Source organism: Lysobacter sp., assembly GCA_013141175.1.
Lineage (GTDB): Bacteria > Pseudomonadota > Gammaproteobacteria > Xanthomonadales > Xanthomonadaceae > Lysobacter_I.
In genome coordinates, this window is sequence record JABFRN010000001.1 from 1,045,984 (window position 1) to 1,063,575 (window position 17,592).

At 64.9% G+C, this 17,592-nt stretch carries 17 protein-coding genes; 5 read left to right on the plus strand and 12 right to left on the minus strand.

The features are described from left to right. Nucleotides 1-28: 28 nt before the first annotated feature. The 11 genes from HOP03_04830 to arfB form a co-directional block, all read right to left on the minus strand. Nucleotides 29-205 carry a hypothetical protein gene (locus HOP03_04830; GenBank protein NOT87487.1) on the minus strand — a complete coding sequence of 59 codons (177 nt, stop codon included), beginning with the start codon at nucleotides 203-205 and terminating at the stop codon, nucleotides 29-31. A gap of 268 nt (nucleotides 206-473) precedes the next feature. Next, a complete protein-coding gene (locus tag HOP03_04835; GenBank protein NOT87488.1) occupies nucleotides 474-2,276 on the minus strand; it encodes an acyl-CoA dehydrogenase in 1,803 nt (600 codons plus the stop codon). Between the two features lie 50 nt (nucleotides 2,277-2,326). Next, a complete protein-coding gene (locus tag HOP03_04840; GenBank protein NOT87489.1) occupies nucleotides 2,327-4,141 on the minus strand; it encodes an ATP-binding protein in 1,815 nt (604 codons plus the stop codon). Nucleotides 4,142-4,282: 141 nt separating this feature from the next. Further along, nucleotides 4,283-4,987 (minus strand): PspA/IM30 family protein, encoded by a 705-nt coding sequence (locus HOP03_04845; GenBank protein ID NOT87490.1) that lies wholly within the window; start codon nucleotides 4,985-4,987, stop codon nucleotides 4,283-4,285. Nucleotides 4,988-5,039: 52 nt separating this feature from the next. Continuing rightward, on the minus strand, nucleotides 5,040-5,930 hold the full coding sequence (locus HOP03_04850; protein NOT87491.1) for a hypothetical protein: 891 nt from the start codon (nucleotides 5,928-5,930) through the stop codon (nucleotides 5,040-5,042). Nucleotides 5,931-5,953: 23 nt separating this feature from the next. After that, on the minus strand, nucleotides 5,954-6,802 hold the full coding sequence (locus HOP03_04855; GenBank protein ID NOT87492.1) for an ABC transporter ATP-binding protein: 849 nt from the start codon (nucleotides 6,800-6,802) through the stop codon (nucleotides 5,954-5,956). Next, complete coding sequence (locus tag HOP03_04860) at nucleotides 6,799-7,596, minus strand: ABC transporter permease (protein ID NOT87493.1); 798 nt, start codon at nucleotides 7,594-7,596, stop codon at nucleotides 6,799-6,801. The genes HOP03_04855 and HOP03_04860 overlap by 4 nt, the downstream gene beginning before the upstream one ends. Continuing rightward, nucleotides 7,596-9,266 carry an OmpA family protein gene (locus tag HOP03_04865; protein NOT87494.1) on the minus strand — a complete coding sequence of 557 codons (1,671 nt, stop codon included), beginning with the start codon at nucleotides 9,264-9,266 and terminating at the stop codon, nucleotides 7,596-7,598. Before HOP03_04865 ends, HOP03_04860 begins: the two co-directional genes overlap by 1 nt. Nucleotides 9,267-9,330: 64 nt before the next feature. Continuing rightward, nucleotides 9,331-10,041, minus strand: a complete 711-nt coding sequence (locus HOP03_04870; protein NOT87495.1) for a hypothetical protein — start codon at nucleotides 10,039-10,041, stop codon at nucleotides 9,331-9,333. 88 nt (nucleotides 10,042-10,129) lie between these two features. Then, nucleotides 10,130-10,678 carry an acyltransferase gene (locus HOP03_04875; protein NOT87496.1) on the minus strand — a complete coding sequence of 183 codons (549 nt, stop codon included), beginning with the start codon at nucleotides 10,676-10,678 and terminating at the stop codon, nucleotides 10,130-10,132. 49 nt (nucleotides 10,679-10,727) lie between these two features. Further along, complete coding sequence (gene arfB / locus HOP03_04880; protein ID NOT87497.1) at nucleotides 10,728-11,249, minus strand: aminoacyl-tRNA hydrolase; 522 nt, start codon at nucleotides 11,247-11,249, stop codon at nucleotides 10,728-10,730. 5 nt (nucleotides 11,250-11,254) lie between these two features. Between arfB and HOP03_04885 the strand changes: the two genes are divergently transcribed. The 4 genes from HOP03_04885 (at nucleotide 11,255) to HOP03_04900 (ending at nucleotide 13,493) form a co-directional block, all read left to right on the plus strand. Then, nucleotides 11,255-11,866 (plus strand): hypothetical protein, encoded by a 612-nt coding sequence (locus HOP03_04885; GenBank protein NOT87498.1) that lies wholly within the window; start codon nucleotides 11,255-11,257, stop codon nucleotides 11,864-11,866. Nucleotides 11,867-11,927: 61 nt separating this feature from the next. After that, complete coding sequence (locus tag HOP03_04890; protein NOT87499.1) at nucleotides 11,928-12,422, plus strand: DUF2059 domain-containing protein; 495 nt, start codon at nucleotides 11,928-11,930, stop codon at nucleotides 12,420-12,422. A gap of 119 nt (nucleotides 12,423-12,541) precedes the next feature. After that, nucleotides 12,542-12,985: a hypothetical protein gene (locus HOP03_04895; protein ID NOT87500.1), complete on the plus strand. Its 444-nt coding sequence runs from the start codon at nucleotides 12,542-12,544 to the stop codon at nucleotides 12,983-12,985. 127 nt (nucleotides 12,986-13,112) lie between these two features. Continuing rightward, nucleotides 13,113-13,493, plus strand: a complete 381-nt coding sequence (locus HOP03_04900) for a hypothetical protein (GenBank protein NOT87501.1) — start codon at nucleotides 13,113-13,115, stop codon at nucleotides 13,491-13,493. 349 nt (nucleotides 13,494-13,842) lie between these two features. Here HOP03_04900 and HOP03_04905 read toward each other — a convergent pair whose 3' ends face one another. After that, a complete protein-coding gene (locus HOP03_04905; GenBank protein NOT87502.1) occupies nucleotides 13,843-14,607 on the minus strand; it encodes a pseudouridylate synthase in 765 nt (254 codons plus the stop codon). A gap of 137 nt (nucleotides 14,608-14,744) precedes the next feature. On the opposite strand from HOP03_04905, the gene HOP03_04910 reads away from it, so the two are divergent. Then, nucleotides 14,745-17,462, plus strand: a complete 2,718-nt coding sequence (locus HOP03_04910) for an insulinase family protein (protein ID NOT87503.1) — start codon at nucleotides 14,745-14,747, stop codon at nucleotides 17,460-17,462. Nucleotides 17,463-17,592 lie beyond the last annotated feature (130 nt).

The window sequence follows — 17,592 nt, forward strand, 5'->3', positions numbered from 1 at the left end:
GTGAGTCGATACTCGACCCTGTCCGGACTCAACCTTGCCCGGACACCGGGATGATGCCGCGCTTGTCGACTTCGTCGCGGGTCTTGTCGAAACGATCCTGCTGGTCCTTCGTCAACACGCGGCCACCCCCGATGATCTCGGTCCACATCGCGTGGTCTTTCTTCACCCGATCATCGCTCCACGTGCTTCTGTCTTCAGTCGGCATTCCGTTCTCCCTGTAATGGTTTGATCGCGTCCAGACGATCTCCGGCCCACGCATGCCGCTCCGGCATGCGCCCAAGGACCCCCCTGTCCGCAGCGGATACAACGAGAGATGCGCCGGGATTCGGCCAGCATCGGGAGATGTTTTCGAGCGGCCGATGCGTGGATTGCGTATCGCGATGGGTGGGGTGGGGATGGTGGGGTTCGCTGCGCTCACCACCACCCTACGAGATTGCCGTCGCGACTTGCGTCGCTCCCACAAATCGATGCGATCAGAACCATTCGGCCTGCATGTCGAAGGCGCTGGGCTCCGCATCGCGGACCAGACGCGCGGCATGTTCGATCAGCGGCACTTCGGTGGCGAAGAAGAAACGGCAGGCCTGGACTTTGCCGGCGTAGAAATCGCGGTCGTCGCCGGTCGCCTTGGGCAGCGCTTTCTGCGCGATCGTCGCCTGCTGCAGCCACAGCCAGCCGATGGCGAGGTGGCCGAGGGCGGTCATGTAGTGCGAGGCGTTGGCGAGCGCGAGGCGCGCTTCGCCTGCGGCCATGCGTTTGCCTGCGGCGCGGGTGGCGTCGATAGCGTGTTTCGCGGCGATGGCCAGCTGGTCGGCGAGCGGTTTCAGCGTGTCGTCCGCGCCGGCTTCGATGCAGGTGTGGGCGATCTTCGCCATCAGCAGTTTCAGCGCGGCGCCGTCCTGCATCATCGATTTGCGGCCGAGCAGATCCAGCGCCTGGATGCCGTTGGTGCCTTCGTGGATCGGGTTGATGCGGTTGTCGCGGTAGTTCTGTTCGACCGGATACTCACGGGTGAAGCCGTAGCCGCCGAGCACCTGCACCGCGAGTTCGTTGGCCTTGAGCGCATGATCCGAGCCCCAGGCTTTGACGATCGGGGTCAGCAGTTCCAGCAACAGATGGCTGTCGCGCTGCACGGCTTCGTCGGCGTCGCGCGCGTGGTCGACCAGCATCGAGGCGTAGTAGCAGAGCAGTTCGGCGCCTTCGACATAACACTTCTGCTGCAGCAGCATGCGCCGCACGTCGGCGTGTTCGATGATCGCGACCGGCGGCGAGGTCGGATCCTTCTGGTCGGGATGCCGGCCCTGTTTGCGTTCTTTCGCATACTGCAGCGAATAGAGATAACCGGCGAGACCCTGCAGCACCGCGCCCATGCCGACGCCGATGCGCTCCTCGTTCATCATGTGGAACATCGCGACGAGGCCCTGATGCGGTTCGCCGACCAGTTCGGCGTAACAGTCGCCGGCTTCGCCGAATTTCAGGAAGGTGTTGACGCTGCCGCGCTGGCCCATCTTGTGGTTGAGGCCGGCGAGGCGCACGTCGTTGCGCTCGCCGCGACTGCCGTCGGCACCGACCTTCCATCGGGGAACGATGAACAGGCTGATGCCGCGCACGCCGGCCGGCGCGCCGACGATCTTCGCCAGCACCAGATGGATGATGTTCTCGCCCAGTTCGTGATCGCCCGCGGAGATCCACATCTTCGCGCCGGTGAGCCGGTAGCTGCCGTCGGCCTGCGGTTCTGCGCTGGTCTTGATGTCGGCCAGCGACGAGCCCGCGTGCGGCTCGGACAGACACATCGTGCCGAAATAGCGGCCTTCGATGATCGGCTGCACGTACAGGCGCTTCTGTTCCGGCGTGCCGTATTCGGCGAGCAGATTGGACGCGCCGCGCGCCAGCGCGGGATAAGCGATGGTGCCGGGATTCGCGGCCGAGAACATCGAGTCGCAGGCCTGCGCGATCACGAACGGCAGCTGCATGCCGCCGGCCTCGTAGTCGGCGAGCGCGGCAGCGAAGCCGGCATCGTTGTAGGCCTGCACCGCTTCGCCGATCTCGGGAATCAGCACGACCTTGCCGTCGACCATCTGCGGTTCGTTGAGGTCGGACTTGCGGTTGTGCGGCAGGAATTTCTCCAGCGCGATCTGGTGCGCCAGATCCAGCGCCGCGCCGAACGTGTCGCGATTATGATCGGCGAAACGCGGATACGCGCTGAGGCGATCGACGCCGAGCACTTCGTAGAGCATGAAGTCGAGATTGCGGCGGTTGGTCAAAGGGCTCGGGTTCATGCGGCTTTCCTGAAGGAGAATGGAGCGTGCGAAAGCTTGCCGATCCCGTGCTACAAGCGCAGGCGGCGCTTCAACTCCGCGATCAACTGCGACACCTCGGACGGTGCGAGCTTGGCGAAACGCTCCGGCAGCAGGCTGCGGCGCGAGGATTCCTGCACCGCGAGCAGTTCCATCAACTGGATGGTGTCGGTGTGCTGCGGCGGAATGAAATCGGCGATGGCCTGCTGCAGATGCGCGACCGACAGCGCGGCGCCGGCTTCGCGCGCGAGGTCCAGTGCGAGCAGCGCGATCGCTTCGAGATCCGCATTGGAATACCCGTCGAGCGCCTCCAACGCCCCGGTCAGCGCGGCGTCGGCATCTGCGGGCAGCGGCGCGTCGCCGCGCTTGAGGATGGCGCGCACCACGTGCATGCGGTCGGCGCCGTTGTCGGCGTAGAAGAACGGAATCTTGCGGTCGAGGCGGCCCGGGCGCTTGATGTCGACGTCGAGTTTGTCGGGGCGATTGGTCATCAGGATCGTCAACACGTGGCCGCGATTGTCGGTGTCGGACATGAAGTCCTTGATCCGCGCGATCACCCGCGACGAAGTGCCGCCGTCGGTATCGCCGCCTTCTCCGCTGCCGAAGCTGCGGTCGCCTTCGTCGATGACCAGCGCGATCGGGCTCATCGCGCGGATGATCTTGAGCACGCGTTCGAGATTGGATTCGGTCGAGCCCACCCACTTCGAGCGGAAGTTCTTCAGCACCACGCCCGGCAGCCCGGCTTCCTTCAGGAACGCCTTGATGACGAAGGTCTTGCCCACGCCCATCGGGCCGACCGCGAGCAGGCCCATCGGCGCGAGCCGGCGGTCGCCGGTCTTGATGGTCGCCGCGATCTTCATCAACTCCTGCTTGATCTGGTCGTAGCCGCCGACCGCGTCGAGGCCGTAGGTCGGATCGAGGAATTCGATGAGATCGCCGCAGGAACGCTGGATGATTTCGCGCTTGCGGGTGCCGATGATGCGCAGCATGGCGTCGACCGGGTCGCCCTTCTGCTCGGCGGGCGTGCTCGCGCGGCCGAGAATGAGGAACGCGATTTCCTCGCGGGTCTTGCCGGCGGTCACGCCGGCGTACATCTCCGCACGCTGTTTCGCGTCGGGCGCATCGCCCAGCAGCTGCAGCGCCAACGCCTTGCGCTCTTCATCGGACAGACCGGCGGCGGGTTGTTCGGCCACGATGCTGTCGATTTCCAGCAGCCGCAGGCCTGCGGTGTGTTTGGCGACCAGCGCCTGCTGTTCTGGCGACATGTGCGGCGCGGACTGCGCGACCAGCCGCGCGCGCGCGGCTTCGTCGGGAAACGGCACTTCGATCGCGGCGATGCGCGGATTGGTGTTGAGCGAAGGATGCAGCTCGGACAGCGACGCGCAGATCAGCACGACGATGTGGTTGCGCTGCAGCAGCAGGCCGCTGAGCGACCAGTCGTGGAGGATTTCCAGCAGCCCGCGCTCGTCGGTGCTGAGGAAGGTGGTTTCCGCGTTCGGAACCAGATCGCCGGCATGCGGCAGCACCAGCGCGACGCCCTCGCCCGCGCGCATCCGGGTTTCCAGATGGCCGATGTTTTCCAGCAGGGTTTCGCCCAGTTCCAGCACCTTGCCGTTGACGCCGAATTGTTTGAGCCCCGCATGACGCAGCGCCAGTTCGTAGCGCTGCGGCTTGGCCGCCAGCACCACGGTGTGCAGGAATTCGACGAAGGGCTGCAGCTTGCCGTCGTGGGCGATCGCATCGTGCACGTTGCCGTGGACCAGGAACAGCCCGGCCTCGCCCGCGAGATAGCGGCGCTTGAGTTCGTCGGCCCAGGGCGGCAGCGCGATGCTGTTGAGTGTGGTCATGGTCTGTCCGTGGATGCGATCAGCGACGTGGGTCGAGCGATATTTCTGTCATCCCGAATCCGGCGAAGCCGGTGAGGGACCTGCTTTCACGATGTACGGAAGAAGCAGGTCCCTCGCTATGCTCGGGATGACGGCTGGGAATCAGATCGTGCGATCCGCGCCGGCCTGGCCGGCGCGCTCCTTCTTCAGCGCTTCGAGCTTGTTGCGCGCGCTCGCCTTGCTGCTGTTGGTACGCAGCGCCTTGAGGCGCACGTCGAGATCGGATTCGCGCAGCTCGTCGCCCAGCTTGGCCTTGGCGATGGTGTCCTTGATGCCGGTGCGGACATTTTCAAGCGCGCGCAGTTCGGCATCGACCGACAGCCCTTCGAGCTGGTCCTGGATGCGCACGCGCGCCTGCGCGCTCTGCATCTTGGCGAGCATGCGCTCCTTCTCGGACTTGAGCTTGCCGATCTCGCCCTTGACCTCGGTGAGCGCGGTCTTGGCGGTTTCGACGTCCTTCTCGGCGGCTTCCATTTCGGCCTGCAGCGATGCGATCTCGGCGTCGACGGCGTCCTTGCGCTCGATCAGTTCCACAGCGATGTCGTCCTGGCCTTCGGCCATCGCCTGTTCGAGCATGGCGCTCAATTCATGCTGCTGCGCCTGCGCTTTCTGCAGGCGGTCGGCGGCGTCCTCGCGCAGGCGGATGAGGCCGGCGGTGGCGTTCTTGAGCTTGTTGTATTTCTCGACCATGGTGTTGATCGCGTTTTCGTAGGCGATCTCCGGGTGCTGCTGTTCCAGCCCGGTGACGAACAGCGACATGAACCCGCGTACGAGGTTGGCGAGGCGGCTGAAGAGGTTGAGGCTCATGAGGGTCTCCTGGAGGATTGGATCATCGCGCGATGAGCATGTTGGTCGATGATCATGGCGTGGTACGTGCGGATTGTTTCGCGGCCTTGGCATGCTGCTCGCCTGCGGTCGCGCCGGTTTTGAAATAGTGGCTGTCCAGATCGTTCTGCGACAGCTCCAGTTCGATGTCTTCTTCCAGTTGCAGCCGCGACAGCGATTCGCCCAGCTTGGAGCCGAGCACGCTGGAATACGGGCTGGCGACCACCATCTGGTAGATCTCTTCGACCTGGTCGGGCAACGACACCAGCGCCGCTTCGATCGACATCTGTCGCGCGACCAGGCCGTCGTGGCGCTGCTTGACCGCGAAATAATCGTCGCGGGCCATCTTCATGTGGCGATAGCGCGGATCGGACGCCTCCACTTCGGCCAGCGCCTTTTCGGCGTCGCGCAGGCGGCGCTCGACGGTCGCTTCCTCGCCGCTGCGCAGGCGGTCCCTGATCGTCGCTTCGGCCAGCCACAGCGCCAGATAATCGACCGAGGCCTTGTCGACGCGCTCGGCATCGTCGTAGGAGAGCTGGCTCTGTTCTTCGCCTGCGATGCGGTACAGCACCGTCGCGCGTTCGACGATGGCCTGGTATTTCTGCCACATCGCCATGCCCTGCACCCGCTCCAGCCCGCCGTGCAGCAGGAACAGTTCCTGCTGCAGCTGCGCGCGGCGCTGGTCGATGGCGGCGCGGCGCGCGCTGCGGTCGACCTTGCTGCGGAAGGTCGGCAAGTCCGGGATCACCAGTGCGGTCAGCACCTGCACCGCGCCCAGCACCACGAGCGCGCCGATCGCACCGGCGCCGCCGGCGGGAATCGACGCGACCGCCGCCGCCAGCCCGCCGCCGAGCAGCGTGATGACGTTGGTCTGACTGGTGAGCCAGGCGCGCAGATAACTCACGGGATTGGACGGTTGTTTCATTTCAGTCGATCAGGTCGTCGCGATCAGACGCTCACGCGGACGTTGCCCTTGCCCGCCGCCTGGTGCAGTCGACTGAGGATGCGCTGTTCCAGCGCCGCCGCTTCGGGCATGCGCAGCCAGCCGCTGTCGCGCGGCTTGGGCGTGGCGATCTCGAAATCGTCGGCGATCCGCGCCGGCTGCGTGGACAGCACCACCACGCGGTCGCCCAGCAACAGGGCCTCGGTCACGTCGTGGGTGACGAACACGATCAGGCACGGATGTTCCTGGTACAGCTTCACCAGCAGTCGCTGCATTTCCTCGCGGGTCTGCGCGTCGAGCGCGCCGAAGGGTTCGTCCATCAGCAGGATCCGCGGGCGCAGCATCAGCGAACGCGCCAGGGCGATGCGCTGGTTCTGGCCGCCGGAGAGCTGGCTCGGCAGCAGCTTGGCCTTGTCGGACAGCCCCACCGCTTCGAGCATGTGCATGACCTTGTCGTGACGTTCGGCGGACGGAATGCGGTCGCGCCAGAGTTTCAGGCGGAACGGAAACGCGACGTTGTCGTAGACATTCAGATCGGGACGGTTGGCGTAGCGCTGGAACACCATCACCGCGTCGTCGTGGGCATCGGTGCACGCCACGCCGTCGATGCTGATGCTGCCGCTGGTGGGCATATTCGTGTTCTGCGGACGCACGCCGCCCATCATGTACAGCAGCGTGCTTTTGCCGCAGCCCGACGGACCGAGCAGCATGTTGATGCTGGGGCCTGTGAAACGCAGGCTGAGGTCGTCGACGACGCGGTTCACGCCGCCTTCGGGACGCGGATATTCCTGGACGATACGGTCGAGGGCGATGACCGCCGACGCCGCGGACGCGGAGGCTGCGGTCTCGCTCATGTCTGGGTCTCCCACGGGTAGAGATGGCGCTTGATCGCGCGCATCAGCTGATAGGTGATCAAAGCCAGGGCGATGATCACGGCGATGCCGGCGAACACCTGGTCCATCGCGCTGAAGCGGCGCGCGTTCTGGATCAACTGGCCGAGGCCGACCTTCGCGTTCACGTATTCGGCGACGGTGATATAGGTCCACATCACCGAAACGCTGACGATGATGGCGTCGGCGATGCGCGGCATCGCGATCGGCACCACCGCGTGGCGGATGCATTCCCACGGCGAGGCGCCGAGATCGCGCGCGCCGGTCCAGTAGCTTTGCGGCACCGCCTGGATGGCATCGCGCACCATCGGCACCAGATAGACCACCGCGCCGAGGAACAGGAACGTCACCTTCATGGTTTCGCCGATGCCCAGCCACATCACCAGGATCGGCAACAGCGCGACCACCGGGGCCGAGCGGAACGGATCGATCAGCGGCGACAGCAGTGCGTTCAACTTCGGCGACGCGCCCATGAAGATGCCCAGCGGCACGCCGATCAGCACCACCAGCACGCCGGCCGCGGCGACACGCCCGACCGACCACAGCGTGGCGTCGAACAGCAGGCTCTTGCCGTCGCTCCAACCCAGGTAGCCCAGCGCCTTCACCACCGACACCGGCGACGGCAGTTTGTTGGCGCTGATCCAGCCGCTCGCGCTCAGCGCGAACCAGACCAGCAGCACCACGGCAACCCCGGCGATGCCCAACTGCCGCCGCATGCCGCCGGGCAATGCGGCATACGGATTCCAGCCGTTGGCCATTACTGGCGGGCCCCGAACACCGCGATGCGGGTCGAACGGTTCATCTCGCGGCAACCGTCGAGGCCCACGCCTTCGGAGCCCGGATTGTTCTCATCGCACAGCGGCTTGTTGGAACCGTTGCCGACGATCTTGAAGCGCTCGCGCGGGAATTCCCACTGCCTGGAGAGGTAATCCACCACCGCCTCGGCGCGCGCCTGCGACAGGCGGTTGTTGATCGCGGCATTGCCGGTGCTGTCGGTGTTGCCGCTGATCTCGAAATACGCGCTGCCGTTGTTTTCGATGAACGGCACCATGTCGGTGTCGATGGTCTTCTCGGCACGCTTGGTCAGCGCCGATTGTCCGGTATTGAAGTTGACGATCACCGGCTTGGTCACCGTGGCCGGCGCCTGCACCGCTTCTTCGCGCGCCGCCGTGGTGTAGGTTTCGACCTGCTTGGCTTCGGCCTGCGCCGCCGTGCTGGCGTCGTAGAGCGTGCGGATGAAACGGGTGTCGAAGCTGTCCTGCGGGGCGATGACCGGCGACTTCGGATTGGCCAGCGCACCGGCCGCGCGGTAGATCTGATCGAAGCGCTGGTAGACGCGCTCGTAGTGATTGGTGCCGCCGGACATGCCGAGGATGCGCGCGTTGTCGGCGACGCCGGTCCACAGCAGGTTGTCGAACAGGCCTTTCACGAACGGCTTGCCTTCGTCCTTCGCCAGCAGGGTGAAGAATTCCTCGGTCTTCACCAGCGCGTCGACGGCCTGATCGGGATTGGCCTTGGCCGCGTCCACGCCCTTCATCCAGCCGTTGACGAATTTCTGCACCGCGTCGCGGCCCTGCGGGTCGTCGAGCACGCGCTGGTCGCAGACCATCACGTCGAAAATGAGGTTCGACGCGGTCCTGGTCGAATACACCACGTGGCCCTTGGTCGCGCGCAACGCGAGCGAGAGGTCCGGGTCCCACAGCGCGGCGGCATCGACGCTGCCCGATTCCAGCGCGGCGCGCACGCCCGCGAGGCCGTCTTCGGCGGCGATGTACACGTATTCAACACTCTGCTTCTTGCGCGCCGACAGCGCGGAGTTGTCGATCGCGTCGATCGACATGCCGTGCGAGGGCGTGAACTGCAGCAGCGCCAATTTCTTGCCGGCAAGATCTTCCACGCTGCGGATCGCCGGGCTCTTGGCGATGATGGCGTCGGCGCCGCGGGTGTTGTCGACGATCATCACCGCCTTGCCGTCGTGGCCGCTGTTGCGCAGGTTCGGCTGCTCCTGCGCCCAATAGTCCGAAGTGCGCCACGCGCACTGCGCGGTGCCGGCTTCGAAGATGGTGGCGAGGGTCGGGATGTCGTCCTGGATCACGAACTCGACGTTCAGACCCTCCTTGTCGTACAGCGAGCCCGGCTGGGTGGTCAGGCTCTGGCCGTTGGCGACCAGCGCCGGTGCGTAGCCGTGGAAGCTAACGATGCTGACTTTCAGCGGATGGCCGTCGGAACCCAGCGGGCCGTCGCCCTTGCCGGCATAGGTGCCGGCCGACGCGGTCTTGCCGCCATCGGTCTGCGCGGTGGCCACGGCGCCTTCATCGCCACCATCGGCCTTGCGGTTCTTGTAGAGGTTCCACAATACGGACCCGCTGCCGACCAGAACGATCGCGCCGATCAGCAGCTTGGCGAACGGGGTGAGTTTGATGGCCATGAGGCACTCCTAGACGAACAGGTAAAAACCGGGGGGATGGAATGATGCGAGGGCGGGCGGTTGCTTATTTCGCCGCCGGACGGAACTGGGCGGCCAGTTCCTGCAGATTGAGGACGTGGGCATCGATGCGCTGGGTTTCGCGCAACAGGGCGGCCTTGTTCGATTCCGACTCCGACTGCAGCTTGGCGACGTCGGCGGCGGTGGTGCCGATGGCGTCCTGGATCTGCGCTTCGAGCGCGGAAATCTGCTGGCGGAGCTCGGCCAGACGACCGTCGCGGCTGCTCTCCAGCGCACCGACGCGCTCGCGATTGGCCTGCACCACCCCATTCGCGGCCTCCTGCATCTGACGCTGATGGCTGCGCAGGGCGGCCATCTTCGCGTCCGCGTCGGCCAGCACCTGCTCCATCGACCAGGTTTCGTCGGCGACGTCCATGGCCATGATCGCGGCGCGGCGGGTGGTGGGATCGAGCGCACGCAGGCCTTCGACCAGCTTCAGCAGCCGCTCGACCGGGAACGAGGCCTCGGCCACGCTCTGGCGGGCATAGATATCGACGAACGTCAGGCCTTCCTCGACGCCGACAGCCTCGGCGGCGTGTCCGGCATCGACAGGCGCCTCGGCCTCGCGCGGCGTCGATGGCGCCCCCGTGTCGGCCTCGGCGGCCCGGCGGATGATGGCGTCGAGCTCGCTCTCGTCCACCGACGTGGAGGCATGGGCGGGGGCGTCGGTCGGCTCGATGAGCCTGGCCGCTTCGAGAATCTTCTTCAATGACGCCATGCTGTCCCCGGTTGCGCTGCGACGAGTGATCAAGGTCAAGAATAAGGGAAGGCCCGCACAAATCCAGTGCGAGCGGTCATCGACGGGCTCATGCGCCGTGGTTCTTGCCCTGCCAGGGTGCGAACCAGGCGCGGATGCGGGCGATGTCGGCATCCATGTCGTCGGTGAGGACGAAGGGCTCGCCGATGCCGATGACCTTGTCCGGATAGTGGAAATACGCCGGCACCACCGGCACGCCGGCGGCCTTGGCGATTTTCCAGAACCCGGGTTTCCAGCGTTCGACGCGTTTGCGCGTGCCCTCCGGCGCAAGCCCGAGCCAGAACCGCTCCTCCTCCGCGAAGCGCTGCGACAGCTGGCCGACCAGGCCCTGCGCCGCCTCGCGATTGACCTCGATCACGCCGATCCTGCGCAGGATCGGCCCGAGCGGCCACCAGAACAACTGGTGCTTGCCGATGATGCGGACATCCAGGCCGATCGCGATCTTCGCGGCGAGGCCCCAGATGCCGTCCCAATTGGAAGAGTGCGGCGCACCGATCAGCACCGCCTTGGGCAGATCGGGGAACGCCCCGACCATCCGCCAGCCGCCCACGCGCAACAGCTGGCGTGCGAACCCGCGAATGAAGCGGTTCGGCGGCATGCGCGGCAAGCTCGGCGGCAAGTTCAACAGGCGATCGTCCTGCGGCATCTCAGTCCCAATCCTTGGTGGCGCGGGTCTTTTTCACCCCGGAGCGCTGCTTTTTGTCGTCGAGCCGACGCTTTTTGGCGGCCCGGGACGGCTTGGTCGGGACCCGCGGGGTCGGTGCGTGCAGCCCGGCGGCCACGAAGACCGCCAGCCGTTCGCGCGCGTCCTCGCGATTGCGCTCCTGGGTGCGGAAGCGCTGGGCGCTGATCACGAGCACGCCGTCGAGGGTCATCCGCCGGTCGCGACGGGCGAGCAGGCGCTCGCGGACCGCCTCCGGCAGGACCGCCGAATGCGCCACGTCGAACCGCAGTTCCACTGCGGTCGCCACCTTGTTGACGTTCTGCCCGCCCGGACCCGAGGAACGCACGAAGCGCTCGACCAGTTCCGATTCGGGGATCGTGATATCTGCGTTCACTAGTTCCCTCCGCCCGCGATTGTACCGGCAGGCTGCGACGCGACGCCCCGGACCGACGGCATTTGACCGGGTCCGGCGGCTGGCAGATGATTCCTGTCCAAGATGGAGGATCGACCATGACCCGTCACCCGCTGCGCCCCGCAGCCCTGATCGCCGCACTCACCGCCATCGCCTGCCTCACGGCCCCGGCCCATGCGCGAGACCCCGCCGCCGTCGGTGGCGGCAGCGACCCCGCGCTGGTCGGTGGCCATGGCTATTCGATGCCGGCCGCAAGCGCTCCGTCGGCCGACGCCGGCGCAGGCCTCGGCAATTTCTCGCAAACGATGATGCAGCGCGAGCACTCGATCGACGACGCCGAACAACTGCTCTCGCAAGTGCGCGGCCAGCTCAACGGCACCGCAGGCAGCGGCACGCGCGAAGGCGACAAGAAGCACGCCCTGCAATACCGCAATGAAGTCGAGTCCATGGTCCGCGACCATTGGAACCAGCTCGGCCCGCTCACCCGCGACCTCTACAACGCTGAATACGGTCGCAGCAATCCCAACGACAACAGCCAGCGCTATCGTTCGCCGTACGGCGACAACGGGCAGATGGAAAGCCAACTGCTCGGCGCGACCGAGGATGTGCAGGGCGCGATGCAGGGCATGGAGGATCTGCTGCTGCCGCTGCTGAAAGACCTCAAGCAGGGTTTCGACAACAGCCTGCGCCAGAACGCGATCAGGCGCTGAGGACAGGGCCATGATGAAATCCGGCACGAGCATGCGACACGCTCTTTTCGCCGTCGCTCTGATGGCATGCTTCTTCGCGGCCCCGCCCGCGCAGGCGGCGCAGGCGACCGAGGCGCAGGTCGACAAGCTGATGGACACGATGGACATGCGCCGGACGCTGGACGACATCTTCGTACAGTTCGACGCCATGGGCGAGTCCATGGGCCAGCAGATGCTGGGTGAGGACGCCACGCCCGAACAGCGCGAATCGCTGCGCAGGATCATCACGCGGCAGCAGGCATCGACGCGCAAGGCGATGTCGTGGGACACGCTCGGTCCGATCTACCGGAAGGTCTACACGAAACTGTTCACCGCCGAGGAAATCGAGGCGATGACCGCGTTCTACGGCAGCGACACGGGCCGCGGCATCATGCGCAAAATGCCGCAGGCGGTGCAGTTGTCGATGCAGGAGATGCAGCCGCTCATGCAGACCATGATCGCGGACATGCGGAAAACACTGGAAACCGAACTGCAGAGCGCAGACGAAGACGCGAGCAAGGGCGCCCACAAACCCTGACATCGCGAAGCGAGTCGCGCGCCGACGCCTTTCGTAGGCCATGCGTTGGGGGACGATCAGCACGTTGCCGGTTCCACCGCAACCATCATCATGGCGTCGAATCCACACGGGACGGCGCCATGGCCTTCGCCATCGGGAATATCTTCAAGCGGGATCCGGCGCATTACGAAGGCGTCCGCAGGATCAACATCTACCTGTTGCGGGTGCTGTACGCGCTGATGTTCTTCATGCTCGGGCAGACATGCTGGACGGAAATCCTCACCCACCGGGGACCATGGGAGCCCAACGAGGCTTTGGCATGGAGCGTGTGGACGGGTTTCTCGGTGCTGGCGGGCCTCGGCATCCTGCATCCGCTGAAGATGCTGCCGATCCTGTTGCTGGAAATCTTCTACAAGGTCCTGTGGCTTCTGCTCGTCGCGTATCCGCTGTGGTCGAAAGGCATGCTCGCGGGCTCGCCTGCGGAAGGAATCACCGAGGTGTTTTTCCCGGTGTTCCTGGTCTTCCTGATCATTCCGTGGGGATATGTCTTCAAGCAGTATTCGCCGTTCCGGCGGGAACGCTGACGAATTTCGGGTCTTTCCGGATGAGTGCGTGGCGCCCTGTGCATGTGCGTTGTTATTGCGATGAAAACGAAATGACGAAAGTTGTCGTGAACGACTTTTTGGCAGGATAGTCACAGTCGCGCTCAAGATGTCCCGCACGATGTTATCGGCATCTCTACTGGAAGTTTTTGGCGCTCACTGCGTCGGTGCTTCATGGAGTGCGGGTAAAGCCTGGGACCTTTTTCGCGCTGGTGCGCGAGTTACTTTCTTTGGCGCAAAGAAAGTAACCAAAGAAACATTCAAGTCCAATTCAAACCTGCTGCCTGAGGCGAAGCCGGGATTTTTCGATGAGACATCCCTGTCTCATCGAAAAACGATGCACATCCTGTGCATCGCCCTCCGGGTCTCCGATCAGGGGATAGTGTGCCGTGTCTGCAAGATCATCGGGACGTTACCCTCTGTCGGCAGGCAAACAATTGTTCCGCTGATTGCGGGGTCTTTTACCACGCGCAACTACAGCATGTCGTGAGATCGTCCACCCGTCGTCGAAATGCCAGAAATCTGTATCGTCCCATCGATAATCAAACTGCCGCTTCGCCGGACCAAATCGTAGACCCGGAGGGCGGCGCACAGGACGTGCGCCGTTTTTCGATGAGACAAGGATGTCTCATCGAAAAATCCCGGCTTCACTTCAGAAGACAGGTTAGATTTGGACTTGAATGTTTCTTTGGTTACTTTCTTTGCGCCAAAGAAAGTAACTCGCGCACCAGCGCGAAAAAGATCCCAGGCTTTACCAGCACTCCATGACGTGCCAACGCAGTGAGCGCCAAAAATTTCCAGCAGAGATGACAGCAACATCGTGCGGGAACAGCTTGAGTTCACGAAGAACCCGTATCCCTTCCGAGCAACGAATCCTCCCCGAACAACCCCAACGCCTTCGCAAACTCCGCATCCACCGGCGCCACCGCCTCGATCCGCGCACCGCTGTGCGGATGACCGAACCGCAGCCGCTCCGCATGCAACAGCATCCGATGGATACCCATCATCCGGAACGCGCGATTGTGGCGCCCGTCGCCATGACTGGTATCGCCGATCAGATGATGCGACAGATGCTTCAGATGACGCCGGATCTGCCGGAAACGCCCGGTCTGCGGCTGCGCGCGCAGCAGCGCATAGCGTGAAGTATCGAAACCGGCCGAAGGCAACGCCAGTTCGCAGGTCGCCAGCCTCTTGAAATGCGTGACCGCCGGCTTCTTCTGCGGCTTGCCGGGTCCACCGTCGAGCGGATGGTCGACGACGAAATGTTCCTCCGGCCAACCGCGACACATCGCGAGATAGTCCTTCTCGAAATCTCCCGACATCAGCGTCTTTCCCAATATCGATGCGCTGTCGCGATCGAACGCCAGCAGCAGGCAGCCGCTGGTGGCGCGGTCGAGGCGATGCACCAGGAAGATCGGCCGGCCGAACTGCTCGCGCAGACGGTCGGCCATGAAATCGGTCTCGCCGCGCGCCAGCGCGCTGTCGTGCACCATCAATCCGGCGGGCTTGTCGACGACCGCCAGCGACGCATCGCGGTACAGCACCGGTATCTCTGCGGGGGCAGAAGACGCATCGGGGAACTCCGGACAGGACTTCTGGGTCATCGTATGCCGCGCGGCGTCTGCGAGAATCGACGCTCATTGTCTCCGATCCGTATCCCGAGGGTTTTCCGATGCCACTTCGCACCGTTCCACGCAGCCTCGCCCTGGCCTGCGCGCTTGTGCTGTCCGCCCAGATCGCCATGGCGCCCGTCGTCTTCGCCGCCGATGCGGTGACGCCGCCGAAAGGCATGGCAGCGGGGCCCTGCGTGGAAGGCATCTGCGAATACACCCTCGACAACGGCCTGCGCGTGCTGCTGTTCCCGGACGCCAGCAAGCCCACCGTCACCGTCAACATCGCCTACGGCGTGGGCTCGGTGCACGAGAACTACGGCGAGACCGGCATGGCCCACCTGCTGGAGCACATGCTGTTCAAAGGCACGCCGAAGCACGGCGATATTCCCGGCGAGATGAAGAAGCGCGGCATCGACAAGAACGCATCGACGTGGACGGACCGCACCAACTACTTCGGCTCCTTCCCGGCCAACGACGACACGCTGGACTGGATGCTCGGCCTGGAAGCCGACCGCATGGTCCACTCCTTCATCGCGAAGAAGGACCTCGACAGCGAAATGACCGTGGTCCGCAACGAAATGGAGGAGGGCGAGAACAGCCCCTTCGGCGTGTTGTCCGAACGCGTGTACTCGACCGCTTACCTCTGGCACAACTACGGCAACGGCACCATCGGCGCGCGCTCGGACGTCGAGAACGTGCCGATCGAACGGCTGCAGGCGTTCTACAGGACCTGGTACCGGCCGGACAACGCCACCCTGATCGTCGCCGGCAAGATCGATCCGCAGAAGACCCTGGGCACGATCCAGACCTATTACGGCGCGATCGAACGGCCCAAGGCGGCGATGCCGAAGTTCCACACCACCGAACCGGTGCAGGACGGCGAGCGCGAGGTCAATGTGCGCCGCAGCGGCGATGTGCGCGTCCTGAATGCGAGCTACCACATTCCCGGCAAGACCCATCCGGACGTCGCCGCGCTGCAGGTCCTGGTGAACCTGCTCAGCGATCCGGCGAGCGGGCGCCTGCACAAGGCGCTGGTGGAAACCAGGATCGCGAGCGGGGCCTCCGCCGGCTATTACGGGTTCCGCGACAGCAGCCTCGCCTCGTTCGTGCTGAGCGCGCCCAAGGACGGCGACATCGCCAAGGCGGAAGCAGAATTGCTGCGGATCGCCGAAGGCTTCGCCGCATCGCCGCTCACCGACGAGGAAGTGAACAACGCGAAGCAGCGCATCGCGAATACGTACGAACGCGCTTTCGGCGATGTCGACGACGTCGCGATGGGCCTCACCGAAGCGGTGGCGGGCGGCGACTGGCGCCTGTATTTCCTGCATCGCGATCGCATCGCCGCGGTCACCACGGCCGATGTCAATCGCGTGGCGAAAACCTATTTCAAGGCCAGCAACCGCACGCTCGGCCGCTTCATCCCGACCGACGGCGCCGACCGCGTGCAGATCGCCGCGGCGCCCACAGCGGCTGAGGCGCTCAAGGGCTTCGCCGGCAAAGCCGCAGTCGCCGCGGGCGAAACCTTCGACGCCAGCCATGCCAACATCGCATCGCGCACCCAGACCTTCGTCATCGGCGACACGCTGAAGGTCTCGCTGCTGCCGAAGGACACCCGTGGCGATGCGGTCCTGGTCGGCGCCAGGTTCCGGTTCGGCGACGTGGACACGCTCCGGCGCGTGCCGAAGTACGCCGGAACCGCTACGGGCGCGCTGCTGATGACCGGCACCACCACCATGAGCCGCGAGCAGATCGCCAGGAAGATGGATGCGCTCAAGGCCATCGGCGGCGTCGGCGGAGATCAGCAATCGGCGTCGATCTCGCTGCGGACCCAGCGCGAAACGCTGGCCGATGCCCTGGCGCTGTGCGCGGACATCCTGCGCAATGCGAATTTCCCGCAGAACGAACTCGACCAATACAAGCTGCAGATGTCCACCGGCCTCGAAGCCGCACGCAAGGAACCCGGCACCGTCGCCGGGCTTGCGATGAGCCGACACTTCGACCCGTGGCCCGCAGGCCATCCCTTCGCCTCCGTCTCGCTCGACGAATGGATCGCCGGCGTCCGCGCGCTCGACCGCGACCAGCTGGTCGCCTTCCATCGCGATTTCTACGGCACGGCCGAAGGCGAAATCGCGATCGTCGGCGACTTCGATGCCGTCGCGGTCAAGGCGCAGCTGCAGGCCCTGTTCGCCGATTGGCGCAGCAAGCAGCCTTACCATCGCGAACCCACGCATTACAGCGCCGTCGCCGCGAAGACCCGGCGCGACGAAACCCCGGACAAGGCGAACGCCATGTTCTTCGCGCGCACCAACCTGTCGTTCAACCAGAACGACGAAGACTACGCGGCGCTGATCATCGCCAACAAGATCTTCGGCGGCGACCCGCTCAAGGCACGCCTCGGCGACCGCCTGCGCCAGAAGGACGGCCTGAGCTACGGCGCGACCAGCGACATCCAGTTCGACGACAGCGTCGGCGGCCACAACGACGCCGGTCTGCTCGCGATCCAGGCGATCGTCGCGCCGGAGAACATGCCGAAACTCGATGCCGCGGTGCGCGAGGAATATGCGCGCTTCATCCGCGACGGCGTGACCGACGCCGAGGTGCGCGATGCCGTGAATTCGCTGCTGACCGAACGCGAGCAAGCGCGCGCGGAAGACGCCCGTCTGATGTCGTACCTCGCCAACGGTCTGCACGATGGCCGCGACATGGCGTGGTGGATCAAGGCCGACGCCAAGGCCCGGGCGCTGACCGCGGAACAGGTGAACGCCGCGATCCGCAAGCACTTCAAACCCGATGCGCTGAGCGTCTTCGAGGCCGGCGATTTCGCCAAGGCCGTGAAGACGCCGTAGGGCGGGCTTTGGCCCGCCATTGCGAAACATTCACCCGCTTCGAACAATGATCGAAGCCGTTTCGATCATTACCACTGCGTCGGATCGCTCTCAACGGCGGGCCAGGGCCCGCCCTGCGAATCGGCGGTAC